We start from the raw sequence: 22,040 nt of genomic DNA, 5'->3' as shown, positions 1-22,040 counted from the left end.
ATTCCGAACAGGATCCGCCTGTCGTCCAAGAATGACAAAGACGCCGTGTTGCCGTGCCGGTACAAGGACATTCATTTGCCCAGTTTCTTTAGTCTCGAAAGATTCCGTCGGCGTCTGGCCAGTGTCGATGCGCTACCCCAACTGTGTCTTTTGGGGGTGGTCTCGGGTCTATTGACTGGGATTTTCATGGTGGTGTTTCGCTCGTTGCTGGGGCTTGGAGGACTTTTGTTCATGCCCAACGACGATCCCGAGGCCTTCGAGGCTCTAAGCCCGGTGATACGTTCGCTACTGCCACTAGGTGCCGTGATTTTGATTGGCCTGTGCTTGATCCCTCAGGCTCTTGCCGCACGCAATCTGGGCGTTGGCCATGTCATCGAGCGGTTGAGCAGGTTCCAAGGCCGCATGCCCTTGCGCAACTGGTTCAACCAGTGGTGGGTCGGCGTGATCTCGGTAGTCGGCGGATTATCTGCAGGACGAGAAGGACCAGCCATTCATCTGGGGGCGGCAGCAGCCAGCGGTCTTGGACAGCGTTTGCGCTTGCCTCACAACAGTTTGCGTACTCTCGTAGGATGCGGCACCGCTGCAGCCATTGCGGCCTCCTTCAACACACCGCTGGCAGGCGTCATCTTCGCCATGGAAGTGGTGATGATGGAATACACCATCACTGGTTTCATGCCGGTCATCCTGGCGTCCAGCATGGGGGCGGTGGTAGCTCAGTCGGTGTATGGCAGCGATCCTGCGTTCCAGATACCCAGTATCAGCCTGGGATCGTTGTTCAATCTGCACTGGATCGTGTTGATCGCCTTACTGATAGGTTTGCTAGCGGGTCTTTTCATTCGCATCGCTCAGCTCAGCCAGCGGCTGAAGAAGTTGCCTTTTGCCCTGCGATTGGGAATGGCGGGTTCGGCGGTAGCGGTCGTGGCCTGGTGGTATCCACAGGTACAGGGCATCGGCTACGACAGCCTATCTGCAATACTGGTGAACGATCTGGCCGTCGACGTGCTGATCGCCTTGATGATCGGCAAGCTGGTGCTTACCGCATTCACCTTTGCCTGTGGCATCACCATTGGAATCATCGGCCCGGTACTGGTGATCGGTGCCGCCGCTGGGGCGCTAGGAGGCATGGCGGGAAGCTGGCTTTGGGCGCCGTTGGCATCCGATCCCAGCCTGTACGCCATGCTGGGAATGGCGGCAATGATGGGGGCTGTGTTGCAGGCCCCCTTGGCGGCGATCATTGCGCTACTCGAGTTGACCCATAATCCCAATATCATTCTGCCAGGCATGCTGGCGGTAGTGATAGCAAGTTTGACGTCACGTAAAGTGTGCCGCTGTCAGGGATTCTTCATTGCTCAGACACAAAATGGCATGCATCTGCTGCAGCATCCCTTACGCCAAGCCTTGTCCCGGGTTGCGGTGCCTGCAGCGATGGAACCCAACGTGCGCAAAACCGAACGCAAGGTCACTCGGGAACAAGCCCAGGCGCTATTGGATGCCAATCCGGTCTGGCTGATGGTTACGCGATCCGATGAGGAAAAGATTCCCTTTGCCTTGAAAGCCGCGGATCTGGCCAATGCCATGCTAGATGAGGCACATGCGGAACAGGAGACTTTCGATCTGCTTGATATACCCGGCCAGCGCCTCGATCTTGCGCCCATCCATCGGCAGGCAACCCTCGAGGAAGCTTTCGAACGACTGAATGAATATGGGGTGGATGCACTCTACGTCCAGCATATTACGGCGCCGACGATACAGCATATTTCCGGTATCATTACCCGGGACACCATCGAGAGTTACTATCGTTACAAGCCATAAGCACGACGTTGTGAGTCGTTACAAGGAGCGGCATGTACCTGTGGGTAAAAGCATTTCATCTGATGGCAGTAGTCACCTGGTTTGCCGCCATGTTCTATCTGCCGCGTCTGTTCGTCTATCACGCCATGGCTCGAGACAAGGGCGACACCCAGGCCATCGATTACTTCAAGGTCATGGAGCGCAAGCTCTACCGCGGCATCATGACGCCTTCGATGATTGCGGTCATTCTTCTGGGGGGCTGGTTATTGTGGCTGGTGCCTGCTTACCTCAGTGCCGGCTGGATGCATGTCAAGCTACTACTGGTGGTGTTGCTGGTGGTCTATCACCATTTGTGCCTGATTTACATGAAACGCCTGACCAGCGCGACCTGCCACAAGAGCGAGAAGTTCTTCCGCTTTTTCAATGAGGCCCCGGTGCTTGCGCTGATTGCGATCGTCATTCTGGCGATAGTGAAGCCCTTTTGATGGTAGATGCCAAACTCCCCGTGGTACTGGTCATGGCGGGTCACGACCCGACCGGCGGCGCTGGTCTGATCGCCGACAGCGAAGCCATTGCTGCCAATGGCGCATGGGCCGTGACAGTCCCCACTGCCCTCACGGTGCAGACGACTCATAATGTTTTAAAGGTCATGCCCTGTAGCGTGGGCGTTGTTCGGGACATGGCCTGGGCGCTGCTCGATGAATTCGAGATAGCAGCGATCAAGATCGGTTTGATTGCGGATGTCGCACTTCTCGAAGTGATCGAGGATATCCTGCGCGCCTGTCCCGGGATTCCACTGGTGGTGGATCCGGTGTTCAAAGCAGGTGGTGGCGCCGAGTTATCCACTGGCGTTCTGATCGACGAGTTTCGCCGGCGTTTGTTGCCTCTAGTGGATATCCTGACGCCGAACCGACAGGAATTGGCACGTTTGGCGCCTGGCCTGGATGATGTCGAGCGGGTAGTGTCCTTGATGACCCTGGGTTGTCAGGCAGTGTTGGTTACTGCGACGGACGAGCCGCTTGCAGGAACTCCAGCCGACGAAGTGGTGCATACCCTGCACACTCCAGAGACCAGTCGCCAATGGCGCTGGCCTCGGTTGTCGGGGCACTATCACGGCTCTGGCTGCACCCTGGCAGCGGCGCTGGCGGCGCGTCTGGCGGTCGGCGAGCGATTGGTGAACGCTTGTGAACAAGCCCAGCGCTTTACCTGGGAAAGCTTGAGTCGTGGTTGGCAACCGGGGGATGGTCAGATGTTGCCCCGGCGACATCATTGAGGCGGTGGTTATTTTGAATTTCATGGGGTCGTCGAGCCGACGATGCTAACCTTGGAGTATTGATTCAAAAGTCAGCATGCGCGGTTTGAACGAGCATGACGATGTATCGTCATGGAAAAGTTATCCACAGCCTGCGCTCAGCGTTTATTCAAGCTATCCAACGTATTATCCACAATTTGGCAAGAGGCGTTACATGACAACTTCCGCTCAGCTTTTCGAACAGGCCTGCCGTCATATTCCGGGAGGTGTCAATTCACCGGTGCGCGCCTTCAAAGGCATGGAGCGTCCGCCAGTATTCATAGAGCGCGCACAAGGTGCTTATCTATTTGATGTCGAAGGCAAGCGCTATGTCGACTATGTCGGTTCCTGGGGGCCCATGATCACCGGTCATGCGGATCCGGATGTTCTGAGTGCGGTGCGTGAACGCCTGGATTCGGGGTTATCCTTCGGCACCCCAACGGCCATCGAAACCACCATGGCGGACTTGATCTGCGAGATCATTCCCTCGATGGAAATGGTGCGCATGGTCAACTCCGGTACCGAAGCGACCATGTCCGCCATTCGCCTGGCGCGCGGCTTCACCGGTCGGGACAAGATCGTCAAGTTCGAAGGCAACTACCACGGTCATTCCGATTCGCTGCTAGTCAAGGCCGGCTCCGGCGCCCTGACCCACGGCGAGCCAAGCTCTCCTGGCGTGCCTGCCTCGCTTGCCGAGCACACCGTTACTCTGTCCTACAACGATAGCGAGGCGGTGCAAGAGTGTTTTCACGAGATCGGGGATCAGATCGCCTGCATCATCGTCGAGCCGGTGGCAGGCAACATGAACTGCATTCCTGCCCATCCGGAATTTCTCGAAACCCTGCGTTCGGTTTGCGACCGTCATCATAGCGTGCTCATCTTCGATGAGGTGATGACCGGTTTTCGTGTCGCCCTTGGCGGCGCCCAAGCCCATTACGGTGTGATCCCGGACCTGACCTGCCTGGGTAAGATCGTCGGCGGGGGCATGCCGGTGGGTGCCTTCGGCGGTAAGCGCGAAATCATGGAACATATTTCGCCACTGGGTCCGGTGTATCAAGCGGGTACCCTGGCTGGCAACCCACTGGCCATGGCAGCGGGTGTCACCTTGTTGAACAAGATCCGACAGCCCGGATTTCACGAGGCGTTGACCCAGCGCGTCACAACCCTGTGTGATGGCCTCAAAGAGCGCGCCCACGCTGCGGGTGTGGAAATGCTCTCCCAAGGGGTCGGCGGCATGTTCGGGCTATTTTTTACCGGGCAATCACGGGTCGACAACTTCGTACAGACCACCGCCTGCGACATGAGCGCGTTTCGTAAATTCTTTACGGGCATGCTCGATGAAGGGGTTTATCTCGCACCCTCTGCTTATGAAGCGGGCTTCATGTCCAGTGCGCATACGCCGGAGGACATTCAACACACTCTCGATGCCTCGGAGCGTGTGTTTACCAAGTTGACGCGCAGGGCATAATCCTGCACAAAAGATCGAGTTGCCATCGGATTCGAACATCGCCGGGAGAGAACTGTGAGTCAGGCCCTGATCAAGGCACTCTTTGATGCCGACTGCTACGACCATCCGGTGGCGCCCATCGAAATTCTCGAGACGCATGTTTCCTGGATCGTTCTGACCGGCGAATTTGCTTACAAGCTCAAGAAACCGCTGGCCTTTGGCAGCTTTCTGGATTTTTCCACCCTGGACAAGCGTCAGCATTTCTGTGAACAGGAAGTGCGTTTGAATCGGCGTCTGGCACCGTCACTGTATCTCGAGACGGTGCCGATTTCCGGAACCCCCGATTCGCCCCGCGTCAACGATGCGTCCGCTCCCTTTGAGTATGCGGTGAAGATGCGCCAATTCAGCAACCGCCATCTGTTCAGCACCCTGCAGGCAGGCGGTGAGTTGTCTCGGGAGCTGCTTGACGACTTGATTGATCAACTGGTGGTTTTTCACGAACAGGCAGAGCGCGTACCGCTGCAAAGTGAATTTGGTACGCCTGCGACCCTTACGCGTATCCTCGAGCGGGAATTCGAATTGATTGCGCCGTGCCTGGAGAATGAACAGGATCGACAGCGCCTGGAGTTTTTGCAGACCTGGAGCCAGGAAGCGCTTGAGCGTTTCGCCGGTGAGATTCAGCGACGCCGGCAAGACGGCTATGTGCGCGAGACCCATGGTGATGTGCACCTGGGCAATGCCGTACAACATCAAGGACGCGCCTTGATGTTCGATGGCATCGAGTTCAACGATGAACTGCGCTGGAACGACGTAGGTGGCGATCTCGCTTTTTTGCTCATGGATCTTGAAGCGCGAGGGGAAGAAGGCTTCGCTCATCATGCACTCAACCGCTATCTCGAACTTTCCGGGGATCACGGTCTGACTCGATTGTTGCCTTTCTACAAGTTCTATCGTGCGTTGGTGCGTGCCAAGGTGGCCATACTGCGCTATCACCAGCCTGAACTGCATCCTTCCGATCGACCCGCCATCATGGCTTCCTATCGGCAGCATATCGAACTGGCGGCTCGCTATGCCGAGTTCGATTTTCCCTATCTATTGATTGGTGTCGGTGTTTCAGGCAGTGGCAAGAGCCGCTTTACTGCAGAGGTGGTACGTCGATTGGGTAACGTGCGTCTGCGCTCAGACGTAGAACGTAAACGGCTGTTCGGTTTTGAGCCGGAGGCGGATACTGCCAAGCAGGACGTGGATATCTATACTCCTGAGGCCACTGAACAGACCTATGCACAGCTGGCGCGTTTGACCGGTGTACTGCTCGAGGCGGGTCGTCCGGTATGCATCGATGCCACCTGTCTCAAACGCAGGCAGCGTGAGCTGCTACGTCACCAGGCGGAAGGACGCGGTCTTCCGGTACTGTTGATCAGTTTCGAGGCGGACAAGGCAACGCTTGAGCGACGTATTGAAAAACGTGCCCGCCGCGGCGGGGATCCTTCTGAAGCGGGTCTGGCAGTACTCGAACGTCAGCTCATCGAGTTTGAACCCTTTGACGATGACGAACGACGTCATCTTGTTCATCTCGATACCACTGCCGACGATGCCAATCTGAGGCTGGTAGAACTGATCCAGGAACAGCTGCGGCTGAATTGAGTAAAGTGCGAATTACTGATCAGCCCATTTTAATTTTCCTTTATTACCCAAAATGTCGATGTTGTCTAGAATGACTCCGGACAACATCAGTAGCACACCAACAATTACACTCATACCCAATAACACGACCTGTCTTAGCGTCGTGGAGATTTCTGATGGCTGGGAGGCGGTGCGCCTAGATTTTGACGCGCCCAGTTCATGGCTTGGATACGATTGTGTACCTTGATCTTGCGGAAGATATTGTAAAGATGAGACTTCACCGTATGCTCGCTCACGAACAGCTTGTCGGCGATCTCCGTATTGGATGCTCCGGAACCGAGCAGCCCGATGATTTCGAGTTCACGGTGAGTAAGCCCACAAACCGGCCGGTAAGCATTGAGCTGCTGACGACGATAGAATTCAATCAGGCGGGTCATCAACGAGCGCGACATCCACAGATCGCCTTCCAGCAAGGCGCCAATGCCCTTGCAGATCAGCTGCAGGCTATCGCGGCGGTAGAATACACCCTGTAAATGAAGTGATGCGAGCACATCAGCTGCATGGTCTTCGTCGCGTAGATTGAAGGCAGCCAAAGTCATGGATTGACGCTCGGCGGCACGCCCGTGCCATTGTTGCATGCTGCTCTCATCGACATGATCCGCATCGAGTAGTACCAGAATGCTATCGTTTTCGAGATTGTCGACAGAGTCATGAGGGCTGACCGCAGTGATCTGACAGTCAAGCTGCTCAGCGATGTAATCCATGAATAGCTGAGACTGAGGATTGCAGTCAGTTACAAGAAGAATCAATGAGTTCTCATGTTCCATGGTGTTGCTCCAGAAGTATGGTCTTATGTCGTAGGGCGTTCGGGTGTTTCCACCCACATTACGCAAGTTGAGCTAGAGTTACCTTTTTCTATCAAATTGTAAAGTTAAGTTACAAAATATGTTTATTCTTTTTAGATATTAAAAACCGATTTTTATTCTATTATGGTAAAAATAGTTAAAAAACATAAAGTTACATTTCGGCTTGCAATTAGGGTGTCATGAGAAGGTTTACTACCCCCAATAAAAACAGGCTTGTAGTAATTTTTATCTAGGAAGATTTAGTTTTTTTTCGATTAGTTTTTTAATACTTTTTTTAAACCTAGCCTTAATTCTTGAAATGACCTGGCCTCATGCGCTTTTTTTGGGTAACCATTCGGGCAAGTGATGAGCATCTAAAATGAATTAGTATTTTTAGGAGTTGCCTTAGTGAGCGTCAGTCAGACAATAGTATTGGCCAGTAATAATTCTGGAAAACTGAAAGAATTCAACACGCTATTCGAAACATTGGGTATTACCCTGCTTTCGCAAACAAAATTCGCATCGATCGACGTTGAAGAGACAGGTTCGACGTTCGTCGAGAATGCACTGCTCAAGGCCCGGGAAGCTTGCCATATCAGCGGACTACCTGCGTTAGCCGATGACTCCGGATTGGAAGTCGATGCCTTACAAGGCGCCCCCGGGGTTTTTTCCGCCCGCTACGCAGGGGAAGGCAGCTCTGATAGTGACAATAACCGCAAGTTGCTTGATGCAATGGATCAGGTTCCCGAAGGGCAGCGAACCGCTCGTTACTGGTGTGTGCTGGTATTGTTACGCAGTGTCGTGGATCCGGTGCCACTGATTGTGCAGGCCAGCTGGGAGGGAGAAATACTTGCGCGACCACGAGGAGAAGGCGGGTTCGGTTACGATCCTTTGTTCTGGATTCCTGAAAAAGCCATGAGCGTTGCCGAGCTCAGCGCCCAGGAAAAGAATCGGTTGAGCCATCGCGGCCGCGCCCTTCACATGCTTATCGAGCAGTTACGTTGATGCTAGGGCTGCCCTCCCTTGCGCTTTATGTGCATGTGCCTTGGTGCGTGCGTAAATGTCCTTATTGTGATTTCAACTCCCATGGTATTGACAGTGTTCAGGAATTACCCGAGCAGGCGTATCTCTCGGCCCTACTGTCTGATCTCGATCAAGAGGTGATACGAGCCGGCTCGCGTAAATTGATCAGCGTGTTTATCGGCGGTGGCACTCCCAGTCTGATGTCGCCTGATTTCTACCGGGCGCTGATCAAGGGAATAGCGCAACGCTTTGAGCTTGCTTTCAACTGCGAGATTACACTTGAAGCAAATCCAGGCACCTTGGAACAGGGGCGTTTCGCAGGTTATCGCGAGAGTGGCATTAATCGCTTGTCGATCGGCGTGCAGAGTTTTCAGCCTGAGCAATTGAAAACGCTTGGCCGTATTCATGATGGCGAACAGGCTCATCATGCCGTCGCTAGCGCCCGACGTGCAGGCTTCGACAACCTGAACCTGGATTTGATGCACGGCCTGCCCCAACAGGATGTGGCATTAGCGCTGGATGATATCGATCAGGCATTGTCTCTGAGCCCTGAACATCTTTCCTGGTATCAGCTCACGTTGGAGCCTAATACCGAATTCTACTCCCATCCGCCTGCCTTACCGAAGGATGAGATTCTCTGGGATATTCAGGATGCAGGTCACATCCGACTCGAAGCGGCGGGGCTGACACGCTATGAAATATCCGCCTACGCGCGTTCAGGACGACGCTCTCTGCACAATCTCAATTACTGGCAGTTCGGTGACTATATTGGTATCGGTGCCGGTGCCCATGGCAAGTTGAGCCACAGGTCGGAAAACGGTGAATTGGTGGTCGAGCGCTACTGGAAAAGCCGTCAGCCACAAGCGTATCTGCGGCGCCGGCACGATCCCAGGGGATTCCTGGCCGGTAGTCAACGCGTCGATACCTCTACCCTGCCCCTTGAGTTCGCCATGAACGCATTGCGCCTGGTGGAGGGTGTCTCTCTTGACGAGTGGACTCGTACCAGCGGTCGCCCTTTGCATGAACTCAATAAAAAATTAGTAGAAGCTCGTAAAAAAGGATTGCTGGCCGACGATCCTTTTCGCCTACAGGCCTCACCCCAAGGTCTGCTATTCTTGAACGACCTTCTCGCCTTGATAAGCGATAGCTGACGACAAGCGTGAAGATGATTCGCTGTTAACGAACGCAAAGGAGTTTTATAAGAAATGGCTAAGCAATTCTGGCTGGCGTTGCCCTTGACGGCCGCCATTGCCGTTACCGGGTGTTCGACGACCAATCCTCAAAGCGGCGAAACCCAGCGTGCCAAAACGACCACCGGTGCAGGTATCGGTGCTGCCGTCGGCGCAATAGCGGGCGCCTTGAGCGGTGATGGAAGCTCCAGTCGGCGCGATCGTGCCCTGATCGGTGCGGCAGCAGGGGCAGCTGCCGGTGGGGGGATTGGCTACTATATGGATCGTCAGGAGGCGCAATTACGCGACCGGCTGCAGGGTACCGGCATCGATGTTGATCGACAGGGAAACAACATCGTTCTCAACATGCCCAACAGTGTCACCTTCGGTTTTGACTCCAGCGAACTCACCTCTGCGGCGCGTCAGGCGCTCAATGATGCTTCCGCGGTCATGCGCGAATACCCGGAAACCCGCATCACCGTGGCAGGCCATACCGATAGCAGTGGTGCCGAAGACTATAATCAGCGTCTTTCCCAGCGTCGTGCTCAGGCAGTCGGCAGTTATCTGACTCAGGGAGGGGTTGCAAGCCAGCGCCTGAATATCGTGGGTTACGGGGAAAACCAGCCCATCGCCAGCAATGCAAACGAGCAAGGGCGAGCCCAGAATCGCCGTGTCGAAATTACCCTGGAGCCCACTCAACAGCAGTAATCATACCCGTGGCTACTTGTCACGAGTCTGTGTAATGCTTGGCCCGTCGCCTATTGCGACGGGCTTTTTACTTTGGAAGGTATCCCATGCTTTCTTACCAACACGTCTATCATGCGGGTAATTTCGCGGATGTTCACAAACACCTGATAATGTTCATCATACTGCGTAATCTTTTACGTAAAAAATCACCTGTTACGTATATAGATACTCATGCAGGACGTGGCTTCTATTCTTTGTCAGAACCCGAGTCGCAAAAGCTCAAAGAGTACAAAAAAGGGGTTTTGCCCTTATGGCGAGAACGCGCAGCATTGATCGGCAACGAGCGCAGTGATGAAGGTTTGTTGGGAGAATGGCTAGGCGAGCTGTCCAGGGCACAGGGTGTCAGCGCCAAGCAACTGACGCATTACCCTGGCTCCCCCTGGTGGCTTTCTCAGGCGCTACGTCATGAGGACAGGCTGCACCTATTCGAACTTCATCCTGGGGAGCAGCAGTACCTTGAGGCTCAGGTATTACCTTCTAACGTGAGACGTCATCACGGCGATGGCCTAGCGGGATTGCAACGCATGCTGCCAGTCACCACGCCAAGACTTTGTGTGCTGATCGATCCCAGCTACGAGCGCAAGCAGGACTACGCCGAGGTGGTCGAGACGCTGACCTTCGTATCACGCAAAGCGCGTCATGCCGTGGTGATGGTGTGGTACCCGCTCTTGCCTACCGGCCAGCATCAGCTTCTGCTCGATGGGGTCAAGCAAGCAGGACTGCGCAAACTTTGGTGCAGTGAATTGAAACTGCATACACCGGGGCAGGAACATGGCATGTATGGCAGCGGCCTGTTATTGCTTAACCTACCTTGGGGTTTGGATCGTCAAATCGAAAACGCCATGCAGCGGGTGGCGGTCTGTTTAGGTAACGAAGCTGGCCATAGGGAATATTGGTGGGTTGAGGAGTAGTTATTTACCAATACAGAATTCCCCAAAAATCTTACCCAGCAGATCGTCAGCGCTGAATTCGCCGGTTATTTCTCCTAGTGCCTGCTGCGCTTCGCGCAGGTCCTCGGCGAGCAGCTCACCCGCGCCATGGCCCCGTAGCTGGGCTGCGCCATTAGTAAGCGCTGACTCCGCGCGAGCCAATGCGTCAAGATGGCGACGACGAGCGGAGAAGCGCCCTTCTGTCGTGGTACTGTAACCCATGATGGTTTTCAGATGTTCTTTCAAACTTTCCATTCCGGCGCCGGTCTTGGCCGATAAACGCACGGTCGGTGGGGTCATGGCAACATCCAACCCTGCAGGCTCATGGCTGGTATCGATCTTGTTGCGAACCAGCGTCAGACGGCCGGGGTCCGGCAAGCGGGCAACGAATTCTGGCCATACCACCATGGGATCCAGTGCTTCGGTAGTGGTTGCATCCACCAGCAACAACACACGATCCGCCTTTTCGATCTCCGCCCAGGCTCGAGCGACGCCAATCTGCTCCACCGCATCCGGGGTATCGCGAAGTCCTGCCGTGTCGATGACGTGCAATGGCATGCCATCAAGATGAATGTGCTCGCGCAGCACATCTCGAGTCGTACCTTCGATGGCGGTGACGATGGCGGTGTCCTGCTCGGTCAGAGCGTTGAGCAGGCTTGACTTGCCGGCGTTGGGACGTCCGGCGATCACGACGTTCATCCCTTCACGAATCAATGCGCCCTGCCCTGCGGCTTCACGCACCTTCTTCAAAGAGGCCTGGATACTCGCCAGCTGAGTGGCAACTCTGCCATCGGCGAGAAAATCGATCTCTTCTTCAGGGAAATCGATAGCCGCCTCGACATAAAGACGCAGTTGTATCAATTGCTGCACCAAGGCTTCCACTCGACGCGAAAACTCCCCCTGCAGCGAACGTAGCGCATTCTCTGCCGCCGCTTGAGAATTGGCATCAATCAGATCTGCGATGGCTTCGGCCTGAGCCAGATCGAGCTTGTCGTTAAGAAAGGCACGTTCGGAGAACTCACCGGGTTGCGCAAGTCTTGCGCCAAGCTCGACGCAGCGTGCCAACAATAGATCCATGATCACCGGCCCACCATGGCCCTGCAGCTCGAGTACGTCTTCGCCAGTAAAGGAGTGGGGTCCGGGAAAGTACAGCGCAATACCTTCATCGAGAGAACGGCCCTCCTTGGCCAGGAAGGGGCCGTAGTGCGCGTGTCGCGGTATGGGGCACTCACCTAGCACCTTCCTGGCGATAAACTCGCAGGCAGGGCCTGAGACGCGAATGATGCCGACACCGCCGCGTCCGGGCGGCGTCGCCAGGGCAGCGATGGTGTCCTGTGTATAGAATCGGCTATCACCCATGGGATGACCTATTGAAAGAACGGCATTGTGAAGTGAGAAACGAAAACGCCAGCCCCGGTTGAAAACGGGGCTGGCGGAATGTGAGTAAGTGCTTACTTCGCTGGCGTGCTCTTACTCGTCGAGGGACCATTCTCTATCTTGCGAGTGATGACCCACTGCTGAATGATCGAGATCGAGTTATTGACTATCCAGTAAATGACCAGGCCTGCCGGGAACCACAGGAAGAAGAAGGTGAAGATGATCGGCAACATCTTCATGATCTTGGCCTGCATGGGATCTGGTGGCGTCGGGTTCAGCTGTTGCTGAACGAACATCGAGATACCCATCAAAATAGGTAACACGAAATAGGGATCCTTCATCGACAGATCGTGAATCCAGAGTATGAATGGGGCATGACGTAGCTCCACGGACTCCATCAACATCCAGTACAGGGCAATGAATACCGGCATCTGAATTAGGATTGGCAAGCAGCCCCCCAGAGGGTTAATTTTTTCCTTCTGGTAGAACTTCATCATTTCCTGAGACATCTTCTGACGATCGCTGCCGTGCTGCTCCTTGATGCGCTGCATCTCGGGACCCAGCTTGCGCATCTTGGCCATCGACTTGTAAGCGGTCGCCGAGAGCGGGAACAGGACGATCTTGACGATCACCGTCAACATCACGATCGACCAGCCCCAGTTGCCGAGCAGGCCATGAATCTTATCCAGCAGCCAGAACAGGGGATTGGCAAGGAACCAGAGCCAGCCAAAATCGACTGTGAGCTCCAGGTAAGGCGCCACACTTTCCAGGCGCTCCTGAATCTTGGGTCCCATGTACAGCGTGGCTTCCAGATCGGCCTCTCCTCCGGGGGAGATACTCTCCGTCGGGCCCGCGAAGGCTGCAACATTCCGTCCTTTGGAATCGGTAGTGGCGTAATAGAGGTTTTGCTGGTTCTGCAACGGTGCCCAGGCAGAAGTGAAATAGTGCTGAATCATAGCGACCCAGCCACCTTCCACGTCGCGATTCTTGAAGGCACCTTCTTCGATATCGTCGAAATCGATCTTTTCGTAATGGTTGTCCGGTGAAGAGTAAGCGGCACCCAGATAAGAACTCATACCCACACCACCGCCGGATGAGGGATCCGGGCTTCCGTCCCGAGCCAGCTGACCAATAAACCGAGCAGTCACCGGCGCATCGCCGCCATTGACCAGATGATAGGACACATCCACCGCATAGCTGTCCTGATTGAAGACAAAGCGTTTGATGATATCGATACCATTGACCGTTGCCTTCAGGTCTACGCTTAGTGACTTGTCTTCTTGATCTAAACGATAGGACGTTTTTTCAGGTGTAAAATTGATTCGTCCGTCATTACCTTCGAGCTGAAGTCCTGATTTGGCCACATAGCTACGGACATTATTGTCTGACAGCAGGACGAAGGGCTGCTCTGAGTCCAGGCTGTATTGATGATTGAGTAGCGCTGCGTAAACAATATCGCCCCCTTGAGGATCGATACGCACATCGAATACGTCCGTGACGACACTGACGAGACTTCTGCTGTTGGTGGCAGCAGCCTCTTCCGGCATCGCGTTGCTGGTGGGCTCATTGGCTTGGGTGGCGGGAGCGGCCAGGCTTTCCTGCCCCTGTTCGTCATTGCCTTGGGTATCACCACGCTGTGCGTCGCTGACAATTGGCGAACTAGGTTGTTCACCAGGTTGACCGTAATCCTGATTCCATTGGATAACCAGCAAGTAGGCAAGAACCGCGAGTGGAATCAGCAGAAGTAGTCGTTTTACATCCATGAGGGATCTGCCCAATAGGGTGGTGATACATGCCAGGCGCTATCACACCGAGTCAAGCATCACCATCGAGGTATTATGCAGGACGAGGCACTAGTCTGGCTCGGCGTTACAGCGAAGCGGCGCTCGAGTGTCGATGTGCTTCTTTTTCCAGACGTCGCCACATGCCATGGAGCTGACGCTGCACCGTTGCATTATCTAGATCGTTGATGCCGCGTCGCGCAAGTAACACAACGTCTACCGATGGCAACCGCTGCTGCTGAAGGCGAACGGATTCTCGAACAAACCGTTTTAGACGGTTGCGATCAACGGCGCGGCGAACGTTCTTTTTGCTGAATACAAGGCCTATACGAACATGACCCAGCGAATTGTGACTGGCCAACGCCAGAAGGCCTTTACCGTGAATTTTGTACTCGGCGCCACTGAAAACATAGCGATAATCACTAGCCGTCAAAAGACGCAGTGCCCGAGGAAACGTCTGACAAGACACGGTCGATAATCCGCCGTTTAGGCGCTCAGACGCTTGCGTCCCTTGGCGCGGCGACGCGCAAGCACCTGACGGCCATTCTTGGTTGCCATACGTGCACGAAAACCATGTACGCGCTTGCGCTTGAGCACGCTCGGTTGAAAAGTACGTTTCATATCAGCTGCTTCCCACGTAATTGAGTGAACGGGTAGTCACGAGGTTGTCCAAACGTCGGTATACAACGCTTGAGCGGATTCGTTTCGAGAGCGGGGATTCTAGTGAATTCATACGCTTTGTGCAATTTTTCCGTCCTTTGTCCACAGCTGCGAAAAGCCTCCTGTGAGCACTCGTTTCGATCAAAGCCGTTTCACCGCTATGGTGCGATTTCTTATACGACGTTAATGCTCATGGTTAACGTCATATCAATATAGGTATTTACTTACTGCTGTTGTTATTAATACTGTGGGTAATTTTTGTGGATAAGCAATTTTTGTTCAATATTTTCAACTGATTAATTACTGTTAAAAGGTGTGAGCTAATTGTGTCGAAGCTCTGTGCAGCAGGCGTGCAATCCTGTGTAAAACTCCTATGTTATGCACAATCAGTTTTTGTGCACATTTTTTAACGGGTGTTGTAACTTCTTTTTTGGCTGAGTTATCCACAAGGGTTGTTGGCGATTGTCGTGTGGATAACTTGACTCTTGAGCGTTACACTGTCGAGCCATTCGCAACCTAGACAGTGAGGTCGTGTGTCGCTCGCGCTTTGGCAACAGTGTCTAAATTACTTGCAAGACGAATTGAACTCTCAGCAATTCAATACCTGGATTCGACCTCTCCAGGCAGAAGATGGAGAGTCCAATGAATTGAGCTTGCTGGCGCCCAATCGCTTTGTTCGCGACTGGGTAAGTGACAAGTATTTGAAACGTATCAATGAGTTGCTGCGAGAGTTGTCGCCGTCCAAACCGCCGAAGGTATCCCTTTCGGTGGGTAGTCGACGTGCTGCGGCCAAGCCTCAGACTCGCGAGTTGGGAAATCCTGTTTCTGCCAATCGGTCTTCCGCATCGGCAGCTCCTGCGGTACAGACTTCGTCCAAAAGTGGCAATGTCCCTGAGCGAGAGGACGATCATTTCGGTGGATCGAAGCGACGGGAAGGACGTAGTGGAACTCGACAAGTACAGGTCGAAGGTAGTCTCAAGCATCAAAGTGGCCTCAACCCTAATTTCACCTTCGATACCTTTGTCGAGGGTAAGTCAAACCAGCTAGCAAGAGCGGCGTCTCGGCAGGTGTCCGAAAATCCTGGTGGAGCATACAACCCCCTGTTCCTGTATGGCGGGGTTGGTTTGGGCAAGACCCACCTGATGCATGCGGTGGGTAACCAGCTCGCATTGCTGCGCGAAAATGCCACCGTGGTCTATCTTCATTCAGAGCGTTTCGTTGCAGACATGGTCAAGGCGTTACAGCTCAATGCAATTAATGATTTCAAACGCTTTTATCGTAGCGTCGACGCCTTGCTCATCGACGATATTCAATTCTTTGCCGGAAAGGAGCGTTCCCAGGAAGAGTTCTTCCACACCTTCAATGCATTGTTGGAAGGCGGTCAGCAAATGATCCTGACCTCCGATCGCTATCCCAAGGAAATAAGCGGTGTGGAAGAGCGACTCAAGTCGCGTTTCGGATGGGGGTTGACCGTCGCAATAGAACCACCGGAACTTGAGACACGAGTCGCCATTTTGATGAAGAAGGCAGATCAGGCTAAAGTCGATTTGCCTCACGATGCCGCCTTCTTTATTGCTCAGAAGATTCGATCGAATGTTCGTGAGCTGGAAGGCGCATTGAAAAAAGTCATTGCCGACTCTCACTTCATGGGAAAACCGATCACGCAAGACTTCATCAGAGAATCGCTCAAGGATTTGCTGGCGCTTCAAGACAAGCAGGTAGGTGTTGATAATATTCAACGCACAGTGGCGGAATATTACAAGATCAAGATTGCCGATTTACTCTCTAAAAGGCGTTCCCGTTCGGTGGCGCGACCTCGTCAAGTTGCAATGGCCTTGGCCAAGGAGCTGACCAATCATAGCCTGCCAGAGATTGGCGATGCATTTGGTGGACGTGATCATACGACCGTATTACATGCGTGTCGCAAGATCAAAGCGTTGCAAGAAGAGAGTGCAGATATACGTGAAGACTATAAGAACCTGCTGCGTTCACTAACGAGTTGAAGATGTCATTTCTAAACCGATAACTGCCTTTCGGCGCCCTAAAACAAACAGGAGAAGAGTAGAGTCATCATGAAATTTTCCATCTCTCGAGAGGCTTTTCTACGGCCTCTGGCACTGGTTGCAGGCGTTGTCGAGCGGCGTCAGACACTTCCTGTGCTCTCGAACGTACTCATACACGTCCAGGGCACACAGGTAGCGTTGACGGGCACGGATTTGGAGGTAGAGCTGATTGGTCGTGCCGAACCCTTGAACGTCGACGAGCCAGGGTCGGTAACGGTTCCGGCACGCAAGCTCATGGATATCTGTAAATCACTACCTGAACAATCGGATATTACCTTTGCACTCGAAGATGGTCGTGCCGTACTGCGCTGCGGACGTTCGCGCTTTACGTTATCCACATTGCCGGCAGCTGAATTTCCCAGCATCGAGAGCGATAAAGGCAATCAAGAGTTCAGTCTGCCTCGGGGAACGCTTAAGTATCTGATCGACGCCACCGCTTTTGCCATGGCCCAGCAGGATGTACGTTACTATCTCAATGGCATGTTGCTAGAACTTGGAAAAAATGTCATTCGAAGCGTTGCAACGGACGGTCATCGTCTGGCAGTTTGCGCTCGCTCAATGGATATCAGCGTTGAACCTGTACAAAAACTAATCGTTCCGCGTAAAGGCATTCTCGAGTTGGTCCGATTACTTGATGGCAGTGATGAACCCGTACAGCTGACGTTAGGCGCCAATCATTTACGCGCACATACTGGTGACTATACGTTCACCTCGAAATTGGTAGATGGCAAATTCCCCGATTATGATCGCGTCATTCCCAAAGGGGGCGACAAGGCAATCATCGCCGAGCGGGCTGAGCTTCGTCAGGTATTATCCAGGACCTCGATCCTGTCCAATGAAAAATACCGTGGCATACGTCTTCATCTTGAAAATGGTAATCTAAAGGTGATGGCCAACAATCCCGAACAAGAAGAAGCTGAAGAGAACATTGCCATTGAATATGACGGGAATGCCATGGAGATCGGGTTCAACGTGGGTTATCTGATTGATGTGCTCAATGTTCTTGATGAGGATCGTGTTCAGCTAACGCTTTCCGACCCTAATAGCAGTGCTATCCTCGAAGAGCCAGGTGGTGGCGACGCGCTATATGTCGTTATGCCCATGCGTCTCTAGAAATCACTCGATTACACCACGATAGCATGAGACTAGTGCTATCGTGGGGTGCCTCTTAATGCCTCTCGACCGCTTGACCTTCCAAGGTTTACGTAATCTTCAAGCTCTAGACATGCGTCCTTCTGCGGGCGTCAATCTTGTCGTTGGTGACAATGGCAGTGGCAAGACAAGTTTGCTGGAAGGAATACACATATTGGGTTTGGGACGCTCGTTTCGAACTCAACAGCTCAAGCATGCCATTCAACATGATATGGAAACATTGCTCCTGCATGGCCGATTGAAAGGCGACCCTCCTCTTCCTATTGGCATCCGTCGTGAACGCTCCGCATCAGAATTGACTATTCGTATGGCAGGAGAGCCCGTGACACGTATTGCTCAGCTGGCCGAAGCCCTGCCATTGCAGCTGATCAATCCTGACGCGTTTCGGCTGCTTGAGGGCTCCCCGGTCTTTCGCCGAGAGTTTTTCGATTGGGGAGTGTTTCACGTGAAACATGAGTTCTTCGATATCTGGCGACGCGTGCGCAGAGCTCTGAAACATCGGAATGCATTGCTCAGACATGCTAAAATGGACCGCCAAACTCTAGCGGTATGGGATCGAGAATTAGCGCATTATGGTGTACAGCTTGATGCTCTTCGCAATGACTACATGGAAAACTTTTCTCCCATTTTCTCAGAAATTCTCAATGAGCTATTGCCGCTTTACGGGTCTGATTTAACGCTACGCTATTTCAAGGGTTGGGATCACAAGCGTTCTTATTCAGAAGTCTTACGTGATAGCCATGATAGCGATCGCCAAATGGGTTTCACACAGCAAGGGCCACAGCGAGCGGATTTGCGCATCAGAATCGATCGACGTCCTGCAAAGGAAGTACTTTCTCGAGGGCAGCAGAAACTGGTGGTAAGTGCATTGAAGTTGGCACAAGGACGTCTACTTGAGGCCATTACCGGCCGGCGCTGTATTTATTTAATAGATGACTTGCCCGCTGAACTCGATGAACACCATCGACATATTTTCTGTAAGTGGTTGGAAAGGATGCAGTGTCAAGTATTTATAACAAGTGTAGAGCGTGAGTCGCTGTTGGGATTGTGGCAAGCGTCAACGCCTATGGCCATGTTTCACGTGAAACATGGTCAATTGTCAGTTCAAGCATAGATTGTATCCAAGTGGAGTATCCAATGAGCGAGCAGGCTTACGATTCATCGAGTATTAAGGTTCTAAAAGGCCTAGATGCGGTACGTAAACGTCCCGGTATGTACATTGGGGATACGGATGACGGTACCGGACTGCATCATATGGTGTTCGAGCTTGTGGATAACTCTATCGATGAAGCATTGGCCGGTCACTGCAGTGAAATTAGGGTGGTCATACACCCGGATGAATCCGTGACCGTCAGTGATAACGGTCGTGGCATCCCTACCGATATTCACTCGGGTGAGGGTGTATCCGCCGCAGAAGTCATTATGACGGTTCTACATGCGGGGGGTAAGTTCGACGATAATTCTTACAAGGTATCTGGTGGGCTTCACGGAGTAGGCGTTTCCGTGGTCAACGCCCTTTCAGAAGAGCTAAAATTAACCGTCTGGCGTGCCGGCGAAATGCACGAACAGATTTATCGTCATGGTGTGCCCGAAGCACCGCTCACTATCGTAGGGCAAACTGACAAGAGCGGCACACGAGTGCACTTTCGGCCATCGCCAAAGACATTCGCCAACATTGAATTTCATTACGATATTCTGGCTAAACGGCTACGTGAACTCTCATTCTTGAACTCAGGCGTTGCCATTCGTCTGATCGATGAGCGTACGGCTCGTGAAGAATTATTCCATTACGAAGGTGGCTTGAAGGCGTTCGTCGATCATCTCAATACGAACAAGACCACCTTGAATCCAGTTTTCCACTTCGACATGCAGCGCGACGATGGCATAGGTGTAGAAGTGGCAATGCAGTGGAATGACACCTACGCTGAAAATATTTTCTGCTATACCAATAACATACCTCAACGTGATGGCGGAACGCACTTGGCGGGATTTCGTGCCGCTTTAACGCGATCACTCAATCATTATATTGAAGCGGAAGGCTTACTAAAGAAAGCTAAGGTCAACACCTCTGGCGATGATGCTCGAGAAGGTCTGACGGCTATCATTTCGGTCAAAGTACCGGATCCCAAATTTTCGTCACAAACCAAGGAAAAACTTGTTTCTTCAGAAGTCAAGACCGCCGTGGAACAAGAGCTAGGGCGTCAATTCTCAGATTACCTGATTGAACGACCGAATGAAGCCAAGTCCATTGTCAACAAAATGCTTGATGCAGCACGGGCAAGGGAAGCCGCACGTAAGGCTCGTGAAATGACGCGGCGCAAAGGCGCATTGGATATTGCGGGCTTACCCGGCAAACTTGCGGACTGCCAAGAAAAGGATCCGAGTTTGTCAGAGCTTTACCTAGTGGAGGGCGACTCGGCAGGCGGTAGCGCCAAGCAGGGACGTGATCGACGTACCCAGGCCATTCTGCCCCTCAAGGGTAAGATTCTTAACGTGGAAAAAGCGCGTTTTGATAAGATGCTTTCTTCTGCAGAAGTAGGCACGTTGATTACTGCATTAGGCTGCGGTATCGGGCGTCAGGAGTTCAATCCGGACAAGCTACGCTATCATTCGATCATTATAATGACGGATGCAGACGTGGACGGCTCCCACATTCGAACCCTACTGCTGACTTTCTTTTTCCGTCAAATGCCCGAGCTTATAGAACGAGGCCATATATTTATTGCGCAACCGCCCTTGTACAAGATCAAGCGCGGTAAGCAGGAAATGTATCTCAAAGACGAGCAGGCTATGATCGATTACTTGACCAATACGGCCTTGGATGGTGCTAGCCTTCATGTCAATGCAGATGCCCCTGGGGTCACCGGAAGCCAACTGGAGTCTTTGGTAGAGCAATATCGTGATGTCATGAAGCGCATTGATCGTCTATCTCGCGTGTATCCGCGTGAAGTATTACGAAAGATCGTACATGCCGCCACACTAGAAAGCGAAACCAGTCTTGCAGACCGAGTTACCATGCAAAACTGGATCGAGTCCTTGCAGGTAGAAATGGACTCTCTGATTGCCCATGAGGGGGGGCCGCGCCACGTTTTCCAGTTGCATGAAGACACTGAGAGGGGGGTCTATCTGCCGGGTGTTGCAATTACCGCGCATGGGGTGACCACGGATTATATTTGGGGAGTGGATTTTTTCCGCAGCGCCGATTATCGCGCTCTGGTAGGTCTAGGCGAGGCATTGAATGATCTGCTGGAGAATGGCGCCTATATTGCCCGAGGTGAGCGCAGCAAGCCTGTCAGTACCTTCTATGAGGCACTTGAATGGCTAATGCTGGAGGCTCAGCGAGGTCTATCCATTCAACGCTATAAAGGGCTAGGTGAGATGAATCCTGAACAACTGTGGGAGACCACAATGGATCCGGAAACACGTCGAATGTTACGGGTCACTATCGAAGATGCGGTTGGTGCCGACATGATGTTCAACACGTTGATGGGCGATGAAGTCGAGCCAAGACGCTTCTTTATTGAGCAGAATGCTTTGGTAGCGAATCTCGATGTTTGATGTTTCACGTGAAACATTCAGGTGTCTAAGCGAATACTGACATTCATCTGACCATGAACTAATAAATAGCCCGGTCTTTGAGACCGGGCTATTTTATAAAGGCCATGACTTTACAGCTGTAACCTGAAATAGCGATTAAAATTTATTGGTTCAATAAATAATCGGTAAATCTTTTTAGATCATCATAAACCTGCACCTTTGAAGGTATGCCGTTGGCTTCGGTGACAATGCCTTTTCCAGTGCGCACCAACGCAAGTTGACACCCTTTTGCGGCTCCTGCCTCTAAATCACGCAGACTGTCTCCAACCATCCATGCCTCTTGAAGGTCTATCATATCTAGTGCAACGCGAATTTGTTCAAGCAAACCTGAGTTTGGTTTTCGACAAATGCATTCATCGTCAGGTCCGTGGGGACAGTAAGCGATAAAAGCGATGCGCCCACCCTCATTTTCGATTCTATCGATCATCGCTTCATGGATTTGTGAAAGAGTGCATTCCGTAAAATAACCGCGAGCGATGCCCGACTGGTTCGTAGCAATAGCCAACGTCCAGCCTGCCTCGGTCAGACGCCGTATGGCATCGATA

General features: G+C 52.8%; 19 protein-coding genes. 13 read left to right on the top strand and 6 right to left on the bottom strand.

The window, feature by feature from the left end; translation table 11 throughout:
• Window positions 1-75 precede the first annotated feature (75 nt).
• The 5 genes from CH74_RS16925 (at window position 76) to CH74_RS16905 (ending at window position 6,173) form a co-directional block, all read left to right on the top strand.
• Window positions 76-1,812, top strand: a complete 1,737-nt coding sequence (locus tag CH74_RS16925; protein WP_253273110.1) for a chloride channel protein — start codon at window positions 76-78, stop codon at window positions 1,810-1,812.
• 32 nt (window positions 1,813-1,844) lie between these two features.
• Entirely contained in the window at window positions 1,845-2,276 is a 432-nt protein-coding gene (hemJ, locus tag CH74_RS16920; protein ID WP_048308721.1) for a protoporphyrinogen oxidase HemJ, read from the top strand.
• Window positions 2,276-3,064 carry a hydroxymethylpyrimidine/phosphomethylpyrimidine kinase gene (locus CH74_RS16915; protein ID WP_048308720.1) on the top strand — a complete coding sequence of 263 codons (789 nt, stop codon included), beginning with the start codon at window positions 2,276-2,278 and terminating at the stop codon, window positions 3,062-3,064. The genes hemJ and CH74_RS16915 overlap by 1 nt, the downstream gene beginning before the upstream one ends.
• Window positions 3,065-3,257: 193 nt before the next feature.
• Complete coding sequence (gene hemL, locus CH74_RS16910) at window positions 3,258-4,550, top strand: glutamate-1-semialdehyde 2,1-aminomutase (RefSeq protein WP_048308719.1); 1,293 nt, start codon at window positions 3,258-3,260, stop codon at window positions 4,548-4,550.
• Window positions 4,551-4,604: 54 nt separating this feature from the next.
• The gene (locus CH74_RS16905; protein WP_048308718.1) at window positions 4,605-6,173 is read left to right on the top strand and encodes a bifunctional aminoglycoside phosphotransferase/ATP-binding protein; all 1,569 of its coding nucleotides are present in this window, start codon (window positions 4,605-4,607) and stop codon (window positions 6,171-6,173) included.
• A gap of 134 nt (window positions 6,174-6,307) precedes the next feature.
• On the opposite strand, the gene CH74_RS16900 is transcribed toward CH74_RS16905, so the two are convergent.
• Window positions 6,308-6,979, bottom strand: a complete 672-nt coding sequence (locus tag CH74_RS16900; protein ID WP_048308717.1) for a LuxR C-terminal-related transcriptional regulator — start codon at window positions 6,977-6,979, stop codon at window positions 6,308-6,310.
• Window positions 6,980-7,405: 426 nt separating this feature from the next.
• On the opposite strand from CH74_RS16900, the gene rdgB reads away from it, so the two are divergent.
• The 4 genes from rdgB (at window position 7,406) to CH74_RS16880 (ending at window position 10,847) form a co-directional block, all read left to right on the top strand.
• Window positions 7,406-8,002 (top strand): RdgB/HAM1 family non-canonical purine NTP pyrophosphatase, encoded by a 597-nt coding sequence (gene rdgB / locus CH74_RS16895; RefSeq protein ID WP_048308716.1) that lies wholly within the window; start codon window positions 7,406-7,408, stop codon window positions 8,000-8,002.
• Window positions 7,999-9,171 (top strand): radical SAM family heme chaperone HemW, encoded by a 1,173-nt coding sequence (gene hemW / locus CH74_RS16890; RefSeq protein ID WP_156181572.1) that lies wholly within the window; start codon window positions 7,999-8,001, stop codon window positions 9,169-9,171. The genes rdgB and hemW overlap by 4 nt, the downstream gene beginning before the upstream one ends.
• A gap of 54 nt (window positions 9,172-9,225) precedes the next feature.
• Window positions 9,226-9,897, top strand: a complete 672-nt coding sequence (locus CH74_RS16885; protein ID WP_048308714.1) for an OmpA family protein — start codon at window positions 9,226-9,228, stop codon at window positions 9,895-9,897.
• 86 nt (window positions 9,898-9,983) lie between these two features.
• The gene (locus CH74_RS16880; protein WP_048308713.1) at window positions 9,984-10,847 is read left to right on the top strand and encodes a 23S rRNA (adenine(2030)-N(6))-methyltransferase RlmJ; all 864 of its coding nucleotides are present in this window, start codon (window positions 9,984-9,986) and stop codon (window positions 10,845-10,847) included.
• Here the strand turns inward: CH74_RS16880 and mnmE are convergent, their stop codons facing one another.
• The 4 genes from mnmE to rpmH all read right to left on the bottom strand — a co-directional run bounded on the left by mnmE (window position 10,848) and on the right by rpmH (window position 14,644).
• On the bottom strand, window positions 10,848-12,224 hold the full coding sequence (mnmE, locus tag CH74_RS16875; protein WP_048308712.1) for a tRNA uridine-5-carboxymethylaminomethyl(34) synthesis GTPase MnmE: 1,377 nt from the start codon (window positions 12,222-12,224) through the stop codon (window positions 10,848-10,850).
• Window positions 12,225-12,316: 92 nt separating this feature from the next.
• On the bottom strand, window positions 12,317-14,005 hold the full coding sequence (yidC, locus tag CH74_RS16870; RefSeq protein ID WP_048308711.1) for a membrane protein insertase YidC: 1,689 nt from the start codon (window positions 14,003-14,005) through the stop codon (window positions 12,317-12,319).
• Between the two features lie 106 nt (window positions 14,006-14,111).
• On the bottom strand, window positions 14,112-14,492 hold the full coding sequence (gene rnpA / locus CH74_RS16865; protein ID WP_082140477.1) for a ribonuclease P protein component: 381 nt from the start codon (window positions 14,490-14,492) through the stop codon (window positions 14,112-14,114).
• A gap of 17 nt (window positions 14,493-14,509) precedes the next feature.
• A complete protein-coding gene (gene rpmH / locus CH74_RS16860) occupies window positions 14,510-14,644 on the bottom strand; it encodes a 50S ribosomal protein L34 (protein ID WP_011508608.1) in 135 nt (44 codons plus the stop codon).
• Between the two features lie 572 nt (window positions 14,645-15,216).
• Here rpmH and dnaA point away from each other — a divergent pair.
• The 4 genes from dnaA (at window position 15,217) to gyrB (ending at window position 21,456) form a co-directional block, all read left to right on the top strand.
• Window positions 15,217-16,686, top strand: a complete 1,470-nt coding sequence (gene dnaA, locus CH74_RS16855) for a chromosomal replication initiator protein DnaA (protein ID WP_048308709.1) — start codon at window positions 15,217-15,219, stop codon at window positions 16,684-16,686.
• Window positions 16,687-16,755: 69 nt separating this feature from the next.
• On the top strand, window positions 16,756-17,859 hold the full coding sequence (gene dnaN / locus CH74_RS16850) for a DNA polymerase III subunit beta (protein WP_048308708.1): 1,104 nt from the start codon (window positions 16,756-16,758) through the stop codon (window positions 17,857-17,859).
• Between the two features lie 58 nt (window positions 17,860-17,917).
• Window positions 17,918-19,012 carry a DNA replication/repair protein RecF gene (gene recF / locus CH74_RS16845; protein WP_048308707.1) on the top strand — a complete coding sequence of 365 codons (1,095 nt, stop codon included), beginning with the start codon at window positions 17,918-17,920 and terminating at the stop codon, window positions 19,010-19,012.
• Window positions 19,013-19,035: 23 nt separating this feature from the next.
• Window positions 19,036-21,456 (top strand): DNA topoisomerase (ATP-hydrolyzing) subunit B, encoded by a 2,421-nt coding sequence (gene gyrB, locus CH74_RS16840; protein WP_048308706.1) that lies wholly within the window; start codon window positions 19,036-19,038, stop codon window positions 21,454-21,456.
• A 142-nt stretch (window positions 21,457-21,598) separates the two neighbouring features.
• On the opposite strand, the gene CH74_RS16835 is transcribed toward gyrB, so the two are convergent.
• Window positions 21,599-22,040, bottom strand: a 442-nt coding sequence (locus CH74_RS16835; protein ID WP_048308705.1) for an HAD-IIIA family hydrolase, incomplete at its 5' end; no start/stop codon positions are given.

The organism is Halomonas sp. PR-M31, assembly GCF_001039575.1.
GTDB lineage: Bacteria > Pseudomonadota > Gammaproteobacteria > Pseudomonadales > Halomonadaceae > Modicisalibacter.
This window is presented reverse-complemented; position numbering and strand designations above follow the sequence as displayed.